Raw genomic sequence first — 16,747 nt, forward strand, 5'->3', positions numbered from 1 at the left:
GACACCCACCTTCGCCTCGACGGCGGCGAGGACGTGCTCCGCCGCTCTGGCCGCCGCGGAGTCGCTGCGCTCGACGGCGTCCAGCGCCTCAGCGGTGCTCTCGGGCTCGGTCACCTCAGTCACTTTGTTCTCCGTCGTCTCATCGGGCTCCGTCGTCTTATCGGGCATCGAAGGCGAGCTCCTTCTTGTTCCCCAATATTCCTTGCGGACGGAAGATCACCAGCAGCATCAGGGCCACACCCACGACGAGGCCACCGATGGTCTCCACCTGGCTGGGGGAGAGCGAGTCGGCCAGCCCTTCGCGCATGCCGGCACGCAGAAGCATGAAGACCGCCCAGAAGAGCATCGAGCCCAGCACGGGCCCGAACAGGGTCGCTGCACCACCGAGCAGCAGCACGATCCAGACGAAGAACGTCATCGACCGGGCCATGCCGTCAGGCTGGACGGCGCGGGGCAGCACGTACAGCACGCCGCCGAGGGATCCGAAGACGCCGCCCAGCACGAGGGCCTGCATCTTGATGGCATAGACGTTCTTACCCAGGGCGCGGACGGCGTCCTCGTCCTCGCGGACGCCCTTCAGCAGGCGGCCCCACGGGCTACGGGTGAGCAGCCAGACAACCACGAGGGCCAGTGCCACGAGGCCCCAGCCGACGATCCGCACCCACCACGAGTCCGAGCCGTTGTTGAGGTGCTCGAACGGGCCGATGGCCGTGCTCCCGTCGGGCAGGGGCGACAGGGCGGCGAACGTTTCCTTGAACTCGTTGCCGCGCAGACCGGCCTGGCCGCCGGTCCACTCGGCGAGACCGCTGGACCGGCCGAGCATGCGCACGATCTCTGCCGCCGCGATGGTGACGATCGCCAGGTAGTCACCGCGCAGCTTCAGGGTGGGCATACCCAGGATCAGTGCGAACAGGATGCTGGCGACCAGCGCGACGATCACCGCGAGCAAGATGGGCGCGCCCGCGATCGTCGAGATCGCGAAGCCATAGGCACCGAGCAGCATGAAGCCCGCCTGGCCCATGTTGAGCAGACCGGTGTACCCGAAGTGCAGGTTGAGGCCGATGGCGGCCAGGACGAAGGCGGCAGTGGTCGGCGCGATCAGCTCTTCGGCCGACTGCGTGAGGATTCGGCTCAGTTCTTCCATGGGAGTAGTCCTTTCAGCCGATCCGCTCGCGCCGGCCGAGCAAGCCTTGCGGGCGCAGCAGGAGGACGAGAATCAGGATCGCGAGCGCGGAGGCGTAGCGAAGGTCGTTCGGCATGCCGGGGATGAGCGGCGACATCTCGACGACGATGCCGATGACCATGGACCCGGCCAGTGCGCCGAACGCCGTCCCGAGGCCACCCAGCGTGACGGCGGCGAACATCAGCAGGAGGATCTGCATGCCGGTGTTCCAGCTGAAGGTGCCAACGGACAGGCCGTACATCAGGCCCGCCAGGCCGGCGAAGCCGGTGGACATGGTCCAGACGATGCGGATGATCTTGTCCGGGTTGATGCCGGTGGCGGCGGCGAGCGCCGGGTTGTCCGACACGGCCCGAGTGGCCCGACCGATCCGCGTGCGGGTGAGGAACCAGCCGATGAACAGGATCGCCAGCACCGCGACGGCCATCGACGTCCAGGACCACGACGAGAGCGTGATGCCCGCGATGGTCATCGACGTCGGGTTGGCGCTCAGGATGCGCTCCGAGCCGTTGCCGATCATGAGCTGGATCGAGAACTGCAGGACGAGCGAGAGCCCGATGGTGATGATCATGAGCTGCGTCAGCGGTGTGGAGCGCTGTCGCAGCGGCTTCCACAGCACGACGTCCTGCACGAATCCGGTGGCCGTACAGATGGCCAGCGCGAGGGCTGCCGCCACCCAGAACGGCAGATCCCACATGTTGACCCCCATGAAGGCCAGCACAGCCCCGAGGGTGAACTGCTCGCCGTGCGCGAAGGTGGACAGGCCGGTCGTGCCGTAGATCAGGCTGATGCCCACCGACGCCAGAGCCAGGAGCAGGCCGAGGCGGATGCCCAGCCCGAACTTCTGCCACGCGCTCGACCACGAGAACCCGCCAGAGGTCGCCTCTTCGGAGCCCTCCTCGCCGGCGGCGGGCGTCTCCGTGCCCCCGGTCGCGCCTGGATCGGCCGACGGTGTGCTGCCCACCGGCTCGTCGCCGAGCGTGAAGGCGCCGCGCGCGGTCGAGCCTGTCTGCGCTGTCACCTCACGCTCGGTGGGGTCGGGGAACAGCCCGTCGGGCAGCGTCGCCTCGTCCAGGGTGATCGTGTACGTCCCGACCTCCGGCACCTTGACGGAGACGGGGCCTTCCTGGGTGGTGGTCACTTGGGCCTCGAACCCGGCGCCGGAGATGGTGACGCCGACGTCCGGGACGAAGTTGTTCTCCTCGTCCATGACGATCGCCGCGACGCAGGCCGTCGAGGCGTCGGTTGTGCAGTCTGTCGCGACGGGCGCCGTGGCGGCCATGGCTGGCGCTGCGGCGAGCAAGGCCGGGAAGGCCACTGCCGCGAGCGTGGCCACGAGCCTGCGCGCGGCTGTCGCGAGGTTCGGTCGGTCGGCTGTCATCTGCCGGGTCCTCCGTCGGTTCTGGTGTGTGGTGCCCGAGGTCTCGGTGCCGCTCGATGCCAGGATGATTTAGCCCTGCTTAACCAGGCCTGCATCAAACTGATGGCATCAGCGTGCCGGAAGTGTAGCCGCACCATGTGTCACGGATTACACGTGTCGTGTCACACAGGGTTTCGTTGGCCGCAGATGGACCGCCAGGGTGATCTGCACCGTTGCAGACCAGCGTCGGACCGTCGGTAGCGCGGCTGGTGGCGGGTGCCGTGTCCGCTTCGACACCCGCTTGGATCGCAGTTCGACAACGATCGGCCCGGTCACCCAGAGAGGTGGCCGGGCCGATCGTCTTGCAGTCCTGTCATTCAGTGATCAGGAGCGAGGACCAGGAGCGATCAGATCAGCCTGCGACCGAGCCCTCGACGACCTTGGTCCAGATGTTCTTGTTGTCGCCGTCGTACTCGTAGACGCCGATGAACGCGGACGACGGGTCGTTGTCCTCGTTCAGCGGCCCGATGCCGGAGACACCCTGGTACGCGATCTGGTCGCCCGCCTCGAGCGCCTCGACGCCCTCCTCGAACGTCGAGACCTCGGTGGCGCCCTCTTCCGAGCCCGAGACTGCACGGATGTTGTCCGCGATCGTCTGGCCGTCGGTGCCCTCACCGCGAACGGCGGCGAGCGCGACGAGGATGGCGGCGTCGTACGACTCCGCCGCGTACGCGTAGTCGCTCAGCTCCTCGTCGTTCTCCGCCACGTACCAGTCGTTCAGGCGCTGCTTGAACTCCTCAGGAGCGTCGGCGCCGGGGATGGTGCCCTTGACGCCCTCGAGCGTGCCCGGGTCGAAGTCCTTGGAGTAGTCGGCGGTGTTGCCGTCGCACAGGTACGTCTTGCCGGCGAACTCCCACTTCTGGGTGACCAGCTCGGCGATGGCAGCCTTGGTCTCCTCGAAGGCGAAGATGGCGATCGCGTCGGGCTTGGCGGCGAGTGCGTCCGCCACGGGGTTCGAGAAGTTGGTCTCGGCCTGGGCGAACTCGGTGCCCTCGTCGGTGCCGCCGTAGACGACCTCACCGCCGCCGTTCTCGATGGCCTTCTGCACGTTGTCGCGCAGACCGGTCGCGTAGTCGTCCTGCATCGTGAGGAAGGCGACCTTCTGGTGGCCGTCCTCGAGCATGAGCGAACCGAGCGCCTGTCCCTGCACCGTGTCCGGCGGGGCGGTACGCGCGAAGAGCGGGTCGTAGCCCGACAGCGTGGTCGAGGTGTTGGCGGGCGACACCTGGATGACGCTGGCCTCGGTCACCGAGTCGACGACGTTGAGGGTCACCGTCGATGACGCCGCGCCGATGATGGCGCTGACATCCTTGCCGAGCAGCTCGCTGACCGAGTTGGTCGAGACCTGCAGGTTGTCACCGTCGCCGGAGTCCGCGTTCTCGACCACGACATCGTTGCCGAGGACGCCGCCCGCGGCGTTGATGTCGTCTACTGCCTGGCCGACACCCGCGACCTCGGGCGGGCCCAGGTAGGCGAGGTTTCCGGTGAGCGGGAGCAGGGTTCCGATCTTCAGCGGATCGGACGAGCCCTCCCCGTCGCCGCCTCCGGAGGTGGTGGAGCAGGCCGCGAGGCCCACGCTGAGGACAGCGGCGATCGCAAGACCGCGCGCCGCCGTGGAACGTCGAATCATTCTGCTGTTCCCCTTCGAGCGGGAGTGAACCGGACGCGGCGACTTGCCTCGTCGTGGCGTGAACGTAGTCACACTCTGTGTCACCAATGTGTCTAGTCCGCCGCACCGACTCGATCGTTACGAGGATGTTACCCAGGCCACACTGTGCCCCAAGAGCAGGGGTGAAACAGGGTTTGAACCGGCAAGAAACGCGCCGACGGCAGCTCGGCACGGGGCCCTTCCGCACCCCGCACACGCCGCCGTCGGCCCTCAGATCAGTTCCGGAACTGTGTGAACGAAGCAGTCGCCGGGTCCGCGCCGATCCGGCCGTCCGGCGAGTCAAGGGCGTCGATGTCGGCCATCTGCGCCTCGGTCAGCGAGAACGAGAACAGGTCGAGGTTGGTCGCCATGCGCTCCGGGTTCACGGACTTCGGGATCAGGATCACGCCGTGCTGCACCTGCCAGCGAAGCACCACCTGGCCGGGCGTCACGCCCAGCTCGTTCGCGATGCTGAGCACTGCCGGTGCCTCCAGGTCGGCACCCTGCCCCAGGGGCGAGTACGCCTCGGGAACGATGCCGTGGGCCCGGCTCCGCTCGACGGTGGCGGGCTGGCGGAAGGTCGGGTGCAGCTCCACCTGGTTCACCGCCGGCGCCACGTCCGACTCGCTGACCAGCCGGTCTATGTGCTCGGGCAGGAAGTTGGAGACCCCGATGGCCCGCACCGCGCCGTCGGCCAGCAGCTTCTCGAACGCTCGCCACGTCTCTCCGTACAGACCGCGGCCGGGGACCGGCCAGTGGATGAGGTACAGGTCGACGACGTCGAGACCGAGCCTCTGGCGACTGTCCTCGAAGGCCCGCAGTGCGCTCTCGTAGCCCTGGTCGCCGTTGCGCAGCTTGGTGGTGACGAAGATTTCCTCGCGCGGGACGCCGGTGGCCCGGACGGCCGCGCCGACGCCCTCCTCGTTGTAGTAGGCGGCAGCTGTGTCGATGTGCCGGTAGCCGAGCTCGAGGGCCGTCTCGACACACGCCTGCGTGCCGTTGTCGGGCACCTGGAACACGCCAAGACCCACCTGCGGGATCTCGACGCCGTTGTTGAGCTTGACGGACGGGATGTCGGTGGCTGCGTTCATGCCATCCGTTCTAACATCCGCCTCCGACACCGTCGAGACACCGTGGACGAGGCCCCGAAATCCGGGCTTCGGACGCCTCGGAGACAAGTCGGATGCAAGTCACTCGAGATTGGTCGGGCTTTCCTTGCGTCTGGCAGGTAGGGTAGGAACATTGCAGTGCCTCGATCGTTCTTCCGTGAGATGACGACGACACCGTGATTATGCGATCCCGACGGTCGGGGTCGTCGCCTCATGCAAGGAGCAGTACATGGCATTCGGAACCGTCAAGTGGTTCAACGCCGAAAAGGGCTTCGGGTTCATTGCACCCGAGGACGGTGGGCAGGACGTTTTCGCTCACTTCAGTGCGATCCAGTCGGACGGCTACCGTTCACTGGAGGAGAACCAGCGCGTCGAGTTCGACGTGAAGCAGGGCCCCAAGGGCCTGCAGGCGGAGAACATCCGCCCGATCTGATCCCTCAGACTTCGCAACCACCGCGCTGAGCTCATCTGAGCTCGTCGCAGGTTGTACGACGTCGGCCCGGCCACCTTTCGAGGTGACCGGGCCTTCGCCATTTCAGCCCGTGGACCGACGGCTCGATCCGGAACCGTTGGGCCGCGCCGGGCGTTTCCCACCTGGACCGTCACCTACGAAGGACGAGATCATGGGCTTCCTCGACCGACTGCTTGGCCGCGAGCCGCGCGAGCAGACCCCGGGCATGTATCAGGGCGGCAGAATGCCGCAGCAGCAGTACCGGCAGACGTCGGGCCAGACTCCCGAGTACGGCACCGCACCCGTCTACGGCTCCGCCGCGAGCACCGGCCGCAGCGAGGACGAGGTGGCGATCGAGCGCTACCGCTACCTGCTTCGCACCGCACCGCCGGACCGGGTCGAGGAGGCGCATGCCGAGGCGTTCGCGCAACTCACGCCCGAGCAGCGCAACCAGGTCCTGGCCCAGCTCAGCGAGACCGTCCCGCAGAACGAGCGCGCGACCTCGGACGACCCGCGAGACCTGGCACGCATGGCCACCCGCGCGGAGATGCGCAACCCGGGCACCCTGGAGCGCAACTTCGGCCAGAGCCGCGGCCCGGGCTTCGGCTCGATGCTGGGTGCGAGCATGCTCGGCACGATCGGCGGCATGGTCATCGGCTCCGCCGTGGCGGACATGATGTTCGGCAGCTCCTTCGGAGACCCCGCCCAGGACTTCGCCGGTGGCGAAGAGGGTGGCGGTGAAGGCGGCGGCGAGGAAGCAGGTGCCGAGGCTGGCGCAGAGCCGGTCGAAGCCTCTGGTGGGGACGCAGGGGGCGATGCGGGCGGCGACGCCGGCGGCGGCTTCTTCGGAGACTTCGGTGGCGGCGGCGACTTCGGCGGGGGCGACTTCGGGGGCGGCGAGTTCTAACCCTTGCTGGACGGGGCGCCGCCCCGTCGGTCGAGCTTGTCGAGGCCCTGTCAGTCTCGACAAGCTCGACCAGCGGGTTGCTCACCAGCGGATCTTGGTTCGACCGGGCGGCGATCAGCCGCCGATCAGGCGCAGGAATCCGCCCAGCTCCATGAGGCGGCGGACGCCGTCGGCCTCCAGGTCTCCCGGAAGGTAGTCGGTGAGCCGGGGTGACGAGATGACCACCGCGTGCCACTGCGCGCGCGAGACCGCCACGTTGATGCGGTTGCGCGACAGCAGGAAGCCCATGCCCCGCGAGACGTCGTCGGGCGTCGAGGCGGCGAGCGTCAGGATCGCCACGGGCGCCTCCCGCCCCTGGAACATGTCGACGGTTCCGACCGGTACGCCGTCGAGACCAGCTTCGCGCAGCGCCTGGCGGACCAGGTGGACCTGCGCGTTGTACGCGGCGACCACCACCACGTCGTCGGCCCCGAGCTGGCGGGACGGCCCGCCGCCGCCCGGCGTCCACGTGCGCCCGAGCACGTTCCGCACCTGGCGCACCACCTCGGCGGCCTCCTCGGGGGACGACGTCGAGCGCCCCTCGTGCACTACCGGGACGTGCAGCACTCCGGGTGTCACCCCGTCGAGCGATCGCGTGGTCGTGACCGGATGGGCCGAGAGGCGTCCGGCGTACGAGAGTTGGGACACCGCGGCGCAGACGTCGGGATGCATGCGCCACGACTCGGGCAGCAGGTAGCCGAGCCCGTCCGGAAGCACGGCGCTGCCGGCCGCGAGCCAGGCGAGCGCCGACTCGTCAACGGGTTCGGGGTGCTTGCCCTGACTCACCTGCGGCAGCTGTTGCGGGTCGCCGAGCAGCAGTAGCCGCTGAGCGGACCGGCCGACGGCGATCGTGTCGGCGAGCGAGAACTGGCCGGCCTCGTCGATGACGAGCAGGTCGAGCCCTTCGTCGGGCCAGCGCTCGTGCGCGAAGTCCCACGCGGTGCCGCCCACCACGCAACCGCCCAAGCTGTTCGCCGCGAAGTCCGCGAGCTGGGTGCTCGACAGCTCCTCCCACGGCTGACCGCCGGCCTGCTCGGCGCCCTTCGCCCGTTGTTTCTTCGCCACGAGCTCGGCGGGCACGTCCGCCTTGTCGACCACGGCGCTCAGCATGTTCTCGACCGCCGCGTGCGACTGGGCCACCACGCCGACCCGCCAGCCGGCGCCCACCAGCTTGGCGATGACGTGCGAGCCGACATGGGTCTTGCCGGTGCCGGGCGGGCCCTGCACCGCGAGGTAGGAACGGTCGAGCCGCTCGACGGCGGCGTGCACCGCAGCCTCGAGATCGAGACCGCTGTCCCGTTCGTCGCCAAGCTCGGGCAGCACCCCGCCGACCAGCCGTGGCTGCCGTCTGCGCAGGAGATCGACCGCCGCCCCGTCGGGCAGCGTCCGGTCCGTGTCCCACGAGGCGAGTGCCGCACGGGCGGCTTCCTCTACCGCCCGCGCCTGCGCGTCGCGTGCGGGTCCGCACTGCGGCGCCAGAGCGACGGGCGCCTGGTCGTGTGACTCCGCTCCCCCGGACAGCCGCTCACGCAGCACGACGACGTCGCGTCCGCGAGGCCCGTCGCCCCGCTCGCCGGGTTCCCGAACCTCCTGGATCACGCCGCCGGAATGCTCACCCCGCACGGCCCGCGCCTCCAGCTCGCCGACGACGGCCGGCACCGGCTGGTCGTACAGCACGTGCACCGTGTTCCCGACGCCGAGATCGGATCCGTCGACCCGCGAACCGTCGAGCATGCGCCCCACCAGCTCGATCTCACGTGAGGGCAGTCGATCACGCCCCACGACCCCCCAGCCGCGCAGCACGGTCGCATGTTCCACGTGGAACGTCGACCGCCGACCGGGCCATTCGTCGAGCGGAAGCTCGAGTCGCGCGTAGTGCTCCTGCCAGAACGGCTTGTCCTCCCGCTGGTAGTACCCGACGGCGGCCCCCAGCAATGCGAGCGCCTGCACCTCGAGCGACCGCTCCCCACGGTTCTCCCCCACCCGAGCGGAGATCTCGCCAGCCAACGCCAGCCGCCGCTCCTGCCCCTCCCGCCGAGCCACAACCCGAGCACTCTCCTCACCACGCCCCGCCGAACCCTCGACAGACCCGACCACCGGTGGTACCCCCGCCACCCCAACCGCACCCGACGCGGGCTCACCACCCCCAGAAGGCGAGTCAGCAACGAAGGCCGTGGGGAGCGAGAATGCGCGCGCGGATGTATTCCTTCCCGAAGTGGAGGGCCCCCTGGGGCCCGTGAACGCATCCGCGCGCGCGTTCTCGCTCCCCACGGCCGCCCCAGCAGACAAGGCCTCGACGGAATCGACCACGGAGGACCGCGCATCCCTCAACCACTGGAGGAGCCGCAACGTAGACCGGCAGTCGTACTCGTTGTAGTCCAGGATCCGCTGCTTCAGCTCGACCGCCCGCTCCGCCCCGTCAGCGGCCAGCTTCGCGTACTCCGCATACTCCGTGACCGAGGCGGTCGCGCTCGTGACCCCCTCCCGCGCCGGGTCGTCCTGCATGTAGAGCGGTTCGAGCTTCTTGATCGACTTCGACCGGTTCGAGATCCGCAGGCACGACCGGACCACCGCGTAGAGGTCGACCAGCACACCGTCGCGCAGGAGCTGGTCCACCTCGTCCTCGTACACCCCGTGCCGTGCCGCGATCGAGAGCAGATGCGTCTTCTCGTAGGCCGCATAGTGGTAGACGTGCAGGTCAGGGTAGGTCTGGCGGCGTGCGTTGAGGTAGTCCACGAACTGGACCAGCGCAGCGCGCTCGCCCGCCAGGTCGTCGGCCCAGAGGCCGTGGAAGGGTGGGGTCCCGTCGCCCGGACCGGGGCGTTCGACCCAGCCGAACAGGTAGTCGAGCCCCATGGCCCGCGCCTGGTCGTCCCCGGGCAGGCGGGCCTCCTCCCACAGGGGGTCGCCCTCGAAGTCGAAGAACACGTCGCCCGCACTCGGTGCCGGGAGCCGGTCGATGGCCTCCGTCGCGGTGAGCTGCCAGCGCAGCCGTGCGTCGGGCCCGTCCGGGTCGACGCCGTCGGACAGGTGGTCGAGCGCTACCGAGCCGTCGCCGTCGTCGAGCCCGAGCTGGAGGCGCGCCTGGGCGCGCAGGTTCTCGAAGCGGGCGGCGGCCATGCCGTCGGAGGGCTCCTCGGCCGTCGCCAGGGCGTCGATGGTGGAGATCCCGGCCTCCGACAGCTTCGACCGCTGCACGCCGTACACCCCGCCGACCAGCAGGACGTCGCGGGCCTGAGTGGCGGCCTCTGCACAGTCCGGGCAGCTGCGGAGCTTGCCGCAGGCCAGGTAGCGGCCGTCGTCCCAGGTCACCGGGGCATCGTCGGCCACGTGGGCGTCCAGGACCTCGACGAGCCGTGTACGCCGCCTGCGGAAGACGGGTAGCAGGTCGGCCAGCCGGTGCGACGTCGTCTCCCCCGTGCCGAGCACGAGGTGGACCTCGTCGGTCGGGTCGATCCGCGCGTCCATGAGCTGGTCGGCGTACGCGGCGAGCTGGAGCAGGGCGCGCACCTTGGTGCGGCGCGCAAGCTTGGAGTCGTGCACCGCATAGCGCGGCTGAGGTGCACCGACCCCGTGCGCCATCTCGCCGAGCGGGTCGCGGACCAGGAAGTCGGCGCGGCCGTGGAACCGGCCGTCGAAGAACGAGGCCTGGTAGACGACGTCGGCGCCCTGCTCCATCGCGGCCAGCGTGCGCGCGTGCGCCTCGATCAGCTCGTCACGGGCCATCCGCCGCGCGGCCGGGACCTCGAGGACGCCACCCGGGCGTCCGGCGTCGGCCGGGCCGAAGGTGCGGAGGTGACCGTCGAGAACCCGCCGTTCGTGGTCCTCGCCGAGTGCCGCGGTGCGGGCGAGCATCTCGTCCTCCTCTCGCGGCCGGCGCGGGCTGCGCCCCAGGAGCTCGTCAAGGCGTCTCAGCAGGCGGAACTCGCACTCGCCGGCGATCACGAGGTCGCTTGCGGAGTGCACGAGAGTGCCTGCGTCGTCTCGCTCCAGGAGGAACATGCACCCAGGTCTACCAGTGACCCCTGACACAAGCGCGCTACTGTCACCCTCGCAGGCGGTAGATATGTCCGGTTAGACCCCTAGTCGTGGCGCCTGGTTCTGGCGCCGAACCGCCTGGATGGCCGATAGTGGGGCCGACCGTATCGAAGGAGCAACCATGCCCGTGCGCTTCAACCCGCCTCCGGGTTGGCAGGTGCCCCCGGGATTCCGGCCCGATTCCGCCTGGGCTCCCGACCCGTCGTGGCCTCCGGCCCCGCCCGGTTGGAACTACTGGGTCGACCGACCCGACGCCCCGCAGCCCGCAGCCGAGACCCGCGTAGCAGCGCCACCAGTACTACCCGGGCCACCCGCGCCCCCGGTTTCCCCCGGCCCGACCCCGCCGGCCGTCGTCCCGGCGGGTGCAGGAGGTGACACGAGGACCGTCGCGATCCAGGTGATCAGCGCTCCGCCGGCCCGCCCGGCGGCAGCGGTGCCGTCGGCGCCCGGCATGTCGGCGGAGGCGATGGGCTCGACCATGACGATGGCGCCGATCAGCGCTCCCCCGGCCCCGCCACGCCCCGGCTCCGGCCCGCAGCCTGTCTACCCGCCGCATCCCGGGATGGCGCCACCGCCACCACCCCCGGACGGGCCGAAGAAGGGCCCGACGACCGGCATGCTCGCCGCACTCAAGGGTCTGGGCGGCAAGGGTTCCGCCGCGGACGCCGGCCCGTCGGCACCCCCGTCCCGACCCGGCCCCGGCCCGCTGAGCATCGACGATGCGAATCGCACCGGACCCGGCGGGCCGGTGATGTCCGCGCCCGTCGCGGTCGCACCGGCGTCTGCTGGGCCGCGACCCGGCGCGCCCGGACGTCGAGGGCCGCGTCCGCCAGGGGTCGGGATCATGATCGCCGTCGCCGTGGCCGGTATCGCGCTCGGCGTGATCATCGGCGTGATCGTCACCGCCGGCCAGCAGGCTGACGCGAACCAGGCCATCGCCGACGCGCAGAACATCCGCTCGGAGATGGAGGCGAACCAGGCCGAGATCGAGGAGCAGCGCGCCCAGATCGACAAGCAGAGTGACGAGGTGGCAGAGCGCGAGCAGGCGCTGGGCGACCGTGAGGCGCAGCTCGAGGAGCGCGAGAAGGCGCTCGAGCAGCAGCAGCAGGAGCAGGAGCAGCAACAGCAAGAACAGGAACAGCAGCAGCAGGAAGAGCAGGAGAACAACGACAACGACAACGGTGGAGGGGACCCGGGCACCGTCTTCTACTGGAACTGCGACGCGGTCCGCGCGGCCGGCGCCGCACCGCTCCAGAACGGGCAGCCGGGCTACATGCCCCACCTCGACGGCAACGGCAACGGCACGGCCTGCGAGGACGGCGAGTAGGCCGGACGAAGCCGGCTGACGGCCGGCTGGCACCGGCCTGAGACGCGGCCGGGCCGGAACCGGCCGGAGACATGGAACGGGCCGAGGCAGATCCCCAGACTCTGCCTCGGCCCGCTCGTGTGTTCCCGGTCCACGCCATCTCCCCAGACGAGACGCGGACCGGGAAGTCCTAACCCCCGAAGAGTCCCTCCAGGAGTGCGCCGAGGCCGAGGGGATCCTCGTCCTCGGGAGCTTGGGTCGGCTCCTTGCTCGGAGCCGGGCGCGGCGTCACGCCGCCGGGCGGCGGAGCCTCGCTCGTCGAGGCGACCTGCAGTGCCTCGCTCGTGTCGATCAGGCACAGCCGCCAGACGTCGGCGTCCACACCCTTCGGCGCCTGACCGAACGACTTGCCGGTGAGCTGCGGCGGCGCCGTCCACTCCTTGCCGGTGCGCTGCGTGACGCAGGTCTCCATCGCGGGGACCTCGTTCGCCGCCGCGTCCTCGGTCAGCAGCGGGACGAGCTTGGCGACCATCGGCGCGGGTGCGGCGGCCTTTGGCGTCTCAACGGACTCGCCCGCCACGTCGTGGATGACCGCGCACTCGGGAGACGTGCTGTGGCACCACGAGGCGCTCCACGTGTCCTGGTTCGAGTAGACGAACCCGCGTGGCTCCGCCGTCGAACGGTCGACCTGCAGGACCCGCATCCATACGCTGCCGTCGCCGAGCACGTCGAACGGCGTGACCCGGAGCGACGTGCCCGCTTCTGGCGCGCCCGCGGCCGCGTCGTCGGGCTCCGGTGACGCGGGCGCCCCCTGCGCGCCCGCGGCACCACCGGTCGTCGGGTCGTCGAAGACCAGGAACTGGTCCCCTTCCACCGCGCCGGAGAAGCCGAACACGAGCGCCGGTCCGCCATCGGTCGGCAGGATCATGGCGTCGGACGTGACGCCTCGCCACAGCAAGGTCCCGCCGAGGTTCCCCGCGCGGAGGTTCTCGAGGGCGGTGTCGCCACCGGCGAGCAGCTCCAGGTCGGTGGCGCTGTGGCGCCCGTCGATCTTCGCCAGGGTCACCACCGCGAGGTAGCGGTCGTCGCCCCCGGCATCCAGACCGAGGTCGAGCACCACGGTGTCCCTGTCGACGGGGTAGACCGCTGGCGCGGCCACCGTTCGCACGCCTGGTGCGAGGTAGGCGAGCCTCGCCTCCGGATCCTGCAACGGGAGGTCGGTGGGCGACGGCGCGGGCGGGTCGACCATCACCTCGCCCTCGGCCTTCGGTCCCGCGCTGCTGGGCGCGACCTGGACCGGGGCACTGCTCCAGAGACCCGGGATGCCAGGGAGCGCACCTGCGGCCCCCGCGCCCACCGTGGCGAGCGCCAGCGTCGACGCCAGCGTCACGCTCGCGCGCCGTGTGGCCTGCTTACGACGGCTCGACCGCAGGACGCTGTTCAGGTCCAGCGTCGACGCGGGTACCGCAGCGTGCGCCGACTCGCGGACCCGTGCGACGAAGTCGTCGTCCGGGGCGCCGTGGGAGGAGTTCATGTTCATCGGCTTCCGCCCAGTGAATCGATGTCGAGGATCGCGCGCAGGTGGGCGAGGCCGCGCGAGGCGGTGGACTTCACGGTGCCGAGAGGTATGCCGAGCTCGCTCGACACCTCGGACTCCGACAGGTCCAGCAGGTGACGCAGCACCACTACACGGCGCTGCTTCAGGGGTAGGCGCAGGAGGGCGCGCACGACGGCGTCGCGGTCGTCCACCGTGCGCGTGGGCATCCGGGCCGCCGCACGGGCGACGCGCACGTCGTCCTGGGGCAGCTCGTCGGGGCCGGTCAGGACCTCGCGCCGGGTGCGCCGCCAGGCGTCGATGCGCAGGTTGGCCAGGACACGCCGGGCGTAGACGAGCGGATCGCCCGCCCTGGCCTTGTGCCAGTGCCGGTAGCACCGCTCGAAGGTCTGCTGGGTGAGCTCCTCCGCGCGGTGCGCATCACCGCTCAGGAGGAACGCCATCCGGTGGAGGGGATCTCTGGCCTCTCGCATGAACGCGGTGAACTCTTCGTTCTTCGAGATCTGTGCGTTCCTGCGCGCGTGAGTGGCCGTAGGCCGGTCTGTCCGCACGGGCAGCGAGGCTACGTCATCGACGTCCGCCGCCCCACCTCGGACCACCGTGAGCGGCCGGGTGGCGGGAACGGTATCGGTCTTCACCGTAGGGGTCTGCACGGTATGGGTCTTCACTGGGGCGCCGCCCGACACCGGGTCCGGCGTCGTCATGGATAGGGAGTCTGGGGTGTTCTGCTCGGTGGTCACGTTCTCCAGGTCGTCCGCAGAGCTGGAGTCGGCGCGCACGACGTGCAGGGTCACGGGCTTGGGGACCCGGGACTCTGGCGCTAGTGCGCGCGGACTCGTGACTGTCACGAACGGAACACGGGCCGGCGAGGCCGAAGGTTCCATTCCAGCTCCACGAATTTTTTGGGGCCCTGGCCAGAGCCCGCGCGCCCCGCGCCGTCACCGCCGGAAGTCGAGCGTCCCCAGGAAGGTGTGGAGGTCCTTCAGTCCCTGCTCGGTACCGTCGAACTCGACGACCAGGAACAGGTTCTCACCCTGGTCCTCCTGATGGAGGTAGATGTTCAACCAGTAGTAGTCGACCTCCCCGCCCGCGTAGTAGGCGGTCGGCAGGATCTCCGCGTAGTCGGCGCCCGGGACGTCGATCATCTGGGACTGGGGCGCGTCACTGCTCCGGGTCCACCAGTTGCCGCCGGGCTTGCCGCCCTGTACGTAGACGCGTTCTGGCCACTCCGTGTCTTCGGCAGCGCGCGCCTTCTCCTTGGCGGAGGCATCCGTCCACAACTTGAGGGTCTCCGCGTCGACGCCCGGGTCCACGTGCGTGATCGTCGGCCCGGTCCACTCGACGCCCGGTGAGAACTCACCGTCCGTCTTCTTGTCGGCCCACCCCTCGGGCACCGCGAACTTCAAGCCGTTGTGCTCGGCCCGCACCCAGTCGGCAGGTACCCCGCGTTCGATGGCGGCGAGGACCGGGGAGGAGAACTCCGGCTGGTACCAGTCGGGCTCGCCCTGATCCCTGAGCCAGAGGTTCCCCACGAAGTTCCGCAGCATGGCGTCGCCCTGCTCGTTCGCCGCGAAGCGGGTCTCGATGACCCAGCCCTCGTCGCCGCTGCGGAGCCTGACGGTCACCGGGCGGATCTTGCCCTCCGTCTTGTGCTGCTCGATGACCACGAGGTCGGCGCCCTCGACGTCCAGCGTCGTCGCGCCCGAGTCCTTCGCCGGAACGGTCCAGCCGGCGACGTCGAACACGTTCCGCAGCTCGATGGTCGCGTCCATGTCGTCGATCGTGCCGTTCTCGCCGAGGCCGCCGGCCTCCGGGTGCTCCGGGTCCAGCCATCCGGCGACGCCGCCCGCGTTGACGTCGCCGACGGTGATCCAGCCGCCCGGCGGCACCTCGTACCAGAGGCCGCCGAGGATGTAGGGGGCGTGCCCGCCGTCCTCGACGACGCCGCGCTCCACGCCCGGCAGCACCGGCAGCGTCCCGCCGCCGGTCTCCAGGTACTCCGTGGGTGCGGCGTCCGGCTCACCGCTCGGACTGGGCGATGGGCTGGCGCTGGCCGGCGGCTCGGTCGCCCGGGCCGACTCGGCGGTCGTCTTGACCGTGCCGGGCAACGGCCCCTGCCGGTCCGCATAGATCGCGCCGACCGCACCGATGCCCGCGCCGGTGAGCGCGAGCGCCGCCACGCTCGCCGTGGCCGCGACCACCATCCGGCGTCGGCGGACGTTCCGCACCGCGCGCACCGCCATGGTCGTCGGGTCCAGCGAGGTGGGCGGCTCGATGGTCGAGCCGGCCGCGCGGAGGCCGGCCATCATCGCTGCGTCCTGCTTCGAGTGGATGTCGTGCACGTTCATGATCGGCTCCCTTCGCCGTCGGACACCACGAGGGTGCGCAGCCGCGCCAAGGCGCGTGAGGCGGTGGACTTGACCGTGCCGGTGGAGATACCCAGCTCGGCCGCGGTGTCGGACTCGGAACGGTCCAGGAGGTAGCGCAGGACCACCACCCTGCGCTGCTTGACCGACAGTGACATCAACGCACGGACGAGGCGGTCGCGCTCGGCCAGCTGGGCGTCCGACGCCGGTGCGCTCCGCACCCGGGTGCTGCTCGTCGGGTCGTCGGTGAGCACCTCGCGACGGGTGCGGCGCCAGGTGTCGATGCGCGCGGTGGCCAGCACGCGGCGCGCATAGGCGAACGGGTCGCCGTCGCCCACCTTCTTCCAGGCCTTGAACGTCCGCTCGAGGGCGAGCTGCACGAGGTCCTGCGCGCGGTGCTGGTCACCGCAGAGCAGATAGGCGATCCGGTACAGCGCAGGAGTGTTGGCCTGGGCGAAAGCCGTGAAGTCCGCGACGGGGTCCACACCGCTCCGGACGACGACCATCTCGCCGGTGCTCGGCTGCACCCCAGGACTCACCGCTACCTCGCTCATCCCGAGCACCGCCCGGAGCCGTGTCCGGAAACCTGCCCCGGCACTGGTTTGCGGCGCCGTCCGCGTCGCTTCGTCTGCGTCATGCACCATAGACGCAGGCCAGGACCGCCAGGGTTGCGCCCTTTCGGAACGGGTTCTTACGAGTTCCTGACGCCGCCCCGGGGATACCCCTAG

General features: G+C 70.2%; 12 protein-coding genes. 3 read left to right on the forward strand and 9 right to left on the reverse strand.

From position 1 onward, the window contains the following. Positions 1 to 157: 157 nt before the first annotated feature. The 4 genes from AB0F70_RS24800 to AB0F70_RS24815 all read right to left on the reverse strand — a co-directional run bounded on the left by AB0F70_RS24800 (position 158) and on the right by AB0F70_RS24815 (position 5,339). Positions 158 to 1,144 carry a branched-chain amino acid ABC transporter permease gene (locus AB0F70_RS24800; RefSeq protein WP_357454970.1) on the reverse strand — a complete coding sequence of 329 codons (987 nt, stop codon included), beginning with the start codon at positions 1,142 to 1,144 and terminating at the stop codon, positions 158 to 160. A 13-nt stretch (positions 1,145 to 1,157) separates the two neighbouring features. Then, positions 1,158 to 2,561 (reverse strand): branched-chain amino acid ABC transporter permease, encoded by a 1,404-nt coding sequence (locus AB0F70_RS24805; RefSeq protein ID WP_357454973.1) that lies wholly within the window; start codon positions 2,559 to 2,561, stop codon positions 1,158 to 1,160. 391 nt (positions 2,562 to 2,952) lie between these two features. Beyond that, positions 2,953 to 4,230 carry an ABC transporter substrate-binding protein gene (locus tag AB0F70_RS24810; protein ID WP_357454976.1) on the reverse strand — a complete coding sequence of 426 codons (1,278 nt, stop codon included), beginning with the start codon at positions 4,228 to 4,230 and terminating at the stop codon, positions 2,953 to 2,955. Between the two features lie 254 nt (positions 4,231 to 4,484). Next, on the reverse strand, positions 4,485 to 5,339 hold the full coding sequence (locus tag AB0F70_RS24815; protein WP_357454979.1) for an aldo/keto reductase: 855 nt from the start codon (positions 5,337 to 5,339) through the stop codon (positions 4,485 to 4,487). 247 nt (positions 5,340 to 5,586) lie between these two features. On the opposite strand from AB0F70_RS24815, the gene AB0F70_RS24820 reads away from it, so the two are divergent. After that, positions 5,587 to 5,790, forward strand: a complete 204-nt coding sequence (locus AB0F70_RS24820) for a cold-shock protein (RefSeq protein ID WP_116677330.1) — start codon at positions 5,587 to 5,589, stop codon at positions 5,788 to 5,790. A gap of 190 nt (positions 5,791 to 5,980) precedes the next feature. Further along, positions 5,981 to 6,715, forward strand: a complete 735-nt coding sequence (locus AB0F70_RS24825; protein WP_357454983.1) for a hypothetical protein — start codon at positions 5,981 to 5,983, stop codon at positions 6,713 to 6,715. Positions 6,716 to 6,829: 114 nt separating this feature from the next. Here AB0F70_RS24825 and AB0F70_RS24830 read toward each other — a convergent pair whose 3' ends face one another. Beyond that, positions 6,830 to 10,756 (reverse strand): TM0106 family RecB-like putative nuclease, encoded by a 3,927-nt coding sequence (locus AB0F70_RS24830; protein WP_357454986.1) that lies wholly within the window; start codon positions 10,754 to 10,756, stop codon positions 6,830 to 6,832. Positions 10,757 to 11,189: 433 nt separating this feature from the next. On the opposite strand from AB0F70_RS24830, the gene AB0F70_RS24835 reads away from it, so the two are divergent. Then, positions 11,190 to 12,119 carry an excalibur calcium-binding domain-containing protein gene (locus tag AB0F70_RS24835; RefSeq protein WP_357454989.1) on the forward strand — a complete coding sequence of 310 codons (930 nt, stop codon included), beginning with the start codon at positions 11,190 to 11,192 and terminating at the stop codon, positions 12,117 to 12,119. Between the two features lie 169 nt (positions 12,120 to 12,288). Here the strand turns inward: AB0F70_RS24835 and AB0F70_RS24840 are convergent, their stop codons facing one another. From AB0F70_RS24840 to AB0F70_RS24855, 4 genes are all read right to left on the reverse strand, one after another. Beyond that, positions 12,289 to 13,632: a hypothetical protein gene (locus AB0F70_RS24840; protein ID WP_357454992.1), complete on the reverse strand. Its 1,344-nt coding sequence runs from the start codon at positions 13,630 to 13,632 to the stop codon at positions 12,289 to 12,291. A gap of 2 nt (positions 13,633 to 13,634) precedes the next feature. Further along, positions 13,635 to 14,432, reverse strand: a complete 798-nt coding sequence (locus AB0F70_RS24845) for a SigE family RNA polymerase sigma factor (RefSeq protein ID WP_357454995.1) — start codon at positions 14,430 to 14,432, stop codon at positions 13,635 to 13,637. Positions 14,433 to 14,591: 159 nt separating this feature from the next. Then, positions 14,592 to 16,001 carry a hypothetical protein gene (locus AB0F70_RS24850; protein WP_357454998.1) on the reverse strand — a complete coding sequence of 470 codons (1,410 nt, stop codon included), beginning with the start codon at positions 15,999 to 16,001 and terminating at the stop codon, positions 14,592 to 14,594. Then, entirely contained in the window at positions 15,998 to 16,573 is a 576-nt protein-coding gene (locus AB0F70_RS24855) for a SigE family RNA polymerase sigma factor (protein WP_357455001.1), read from the reverse strand. The genes AB0F70_RS24850 and AB0F70_RS24855 overlap by 4 nt, the downstream gene beginning before the upstream one ends. Positions 16,574 to 16,747 lie beyond the last annotated feature (174 nt).

Origin of the sequence: Promicromonospora sp. NPDC023805 (assembly GCF_040639635.1) — a bacterium.
Classification (GTDB): Bacteria; Actinomycetota; Actinomycetes; order Actinomycetales; family Cellulomonadaceae; genus Promicromonospora.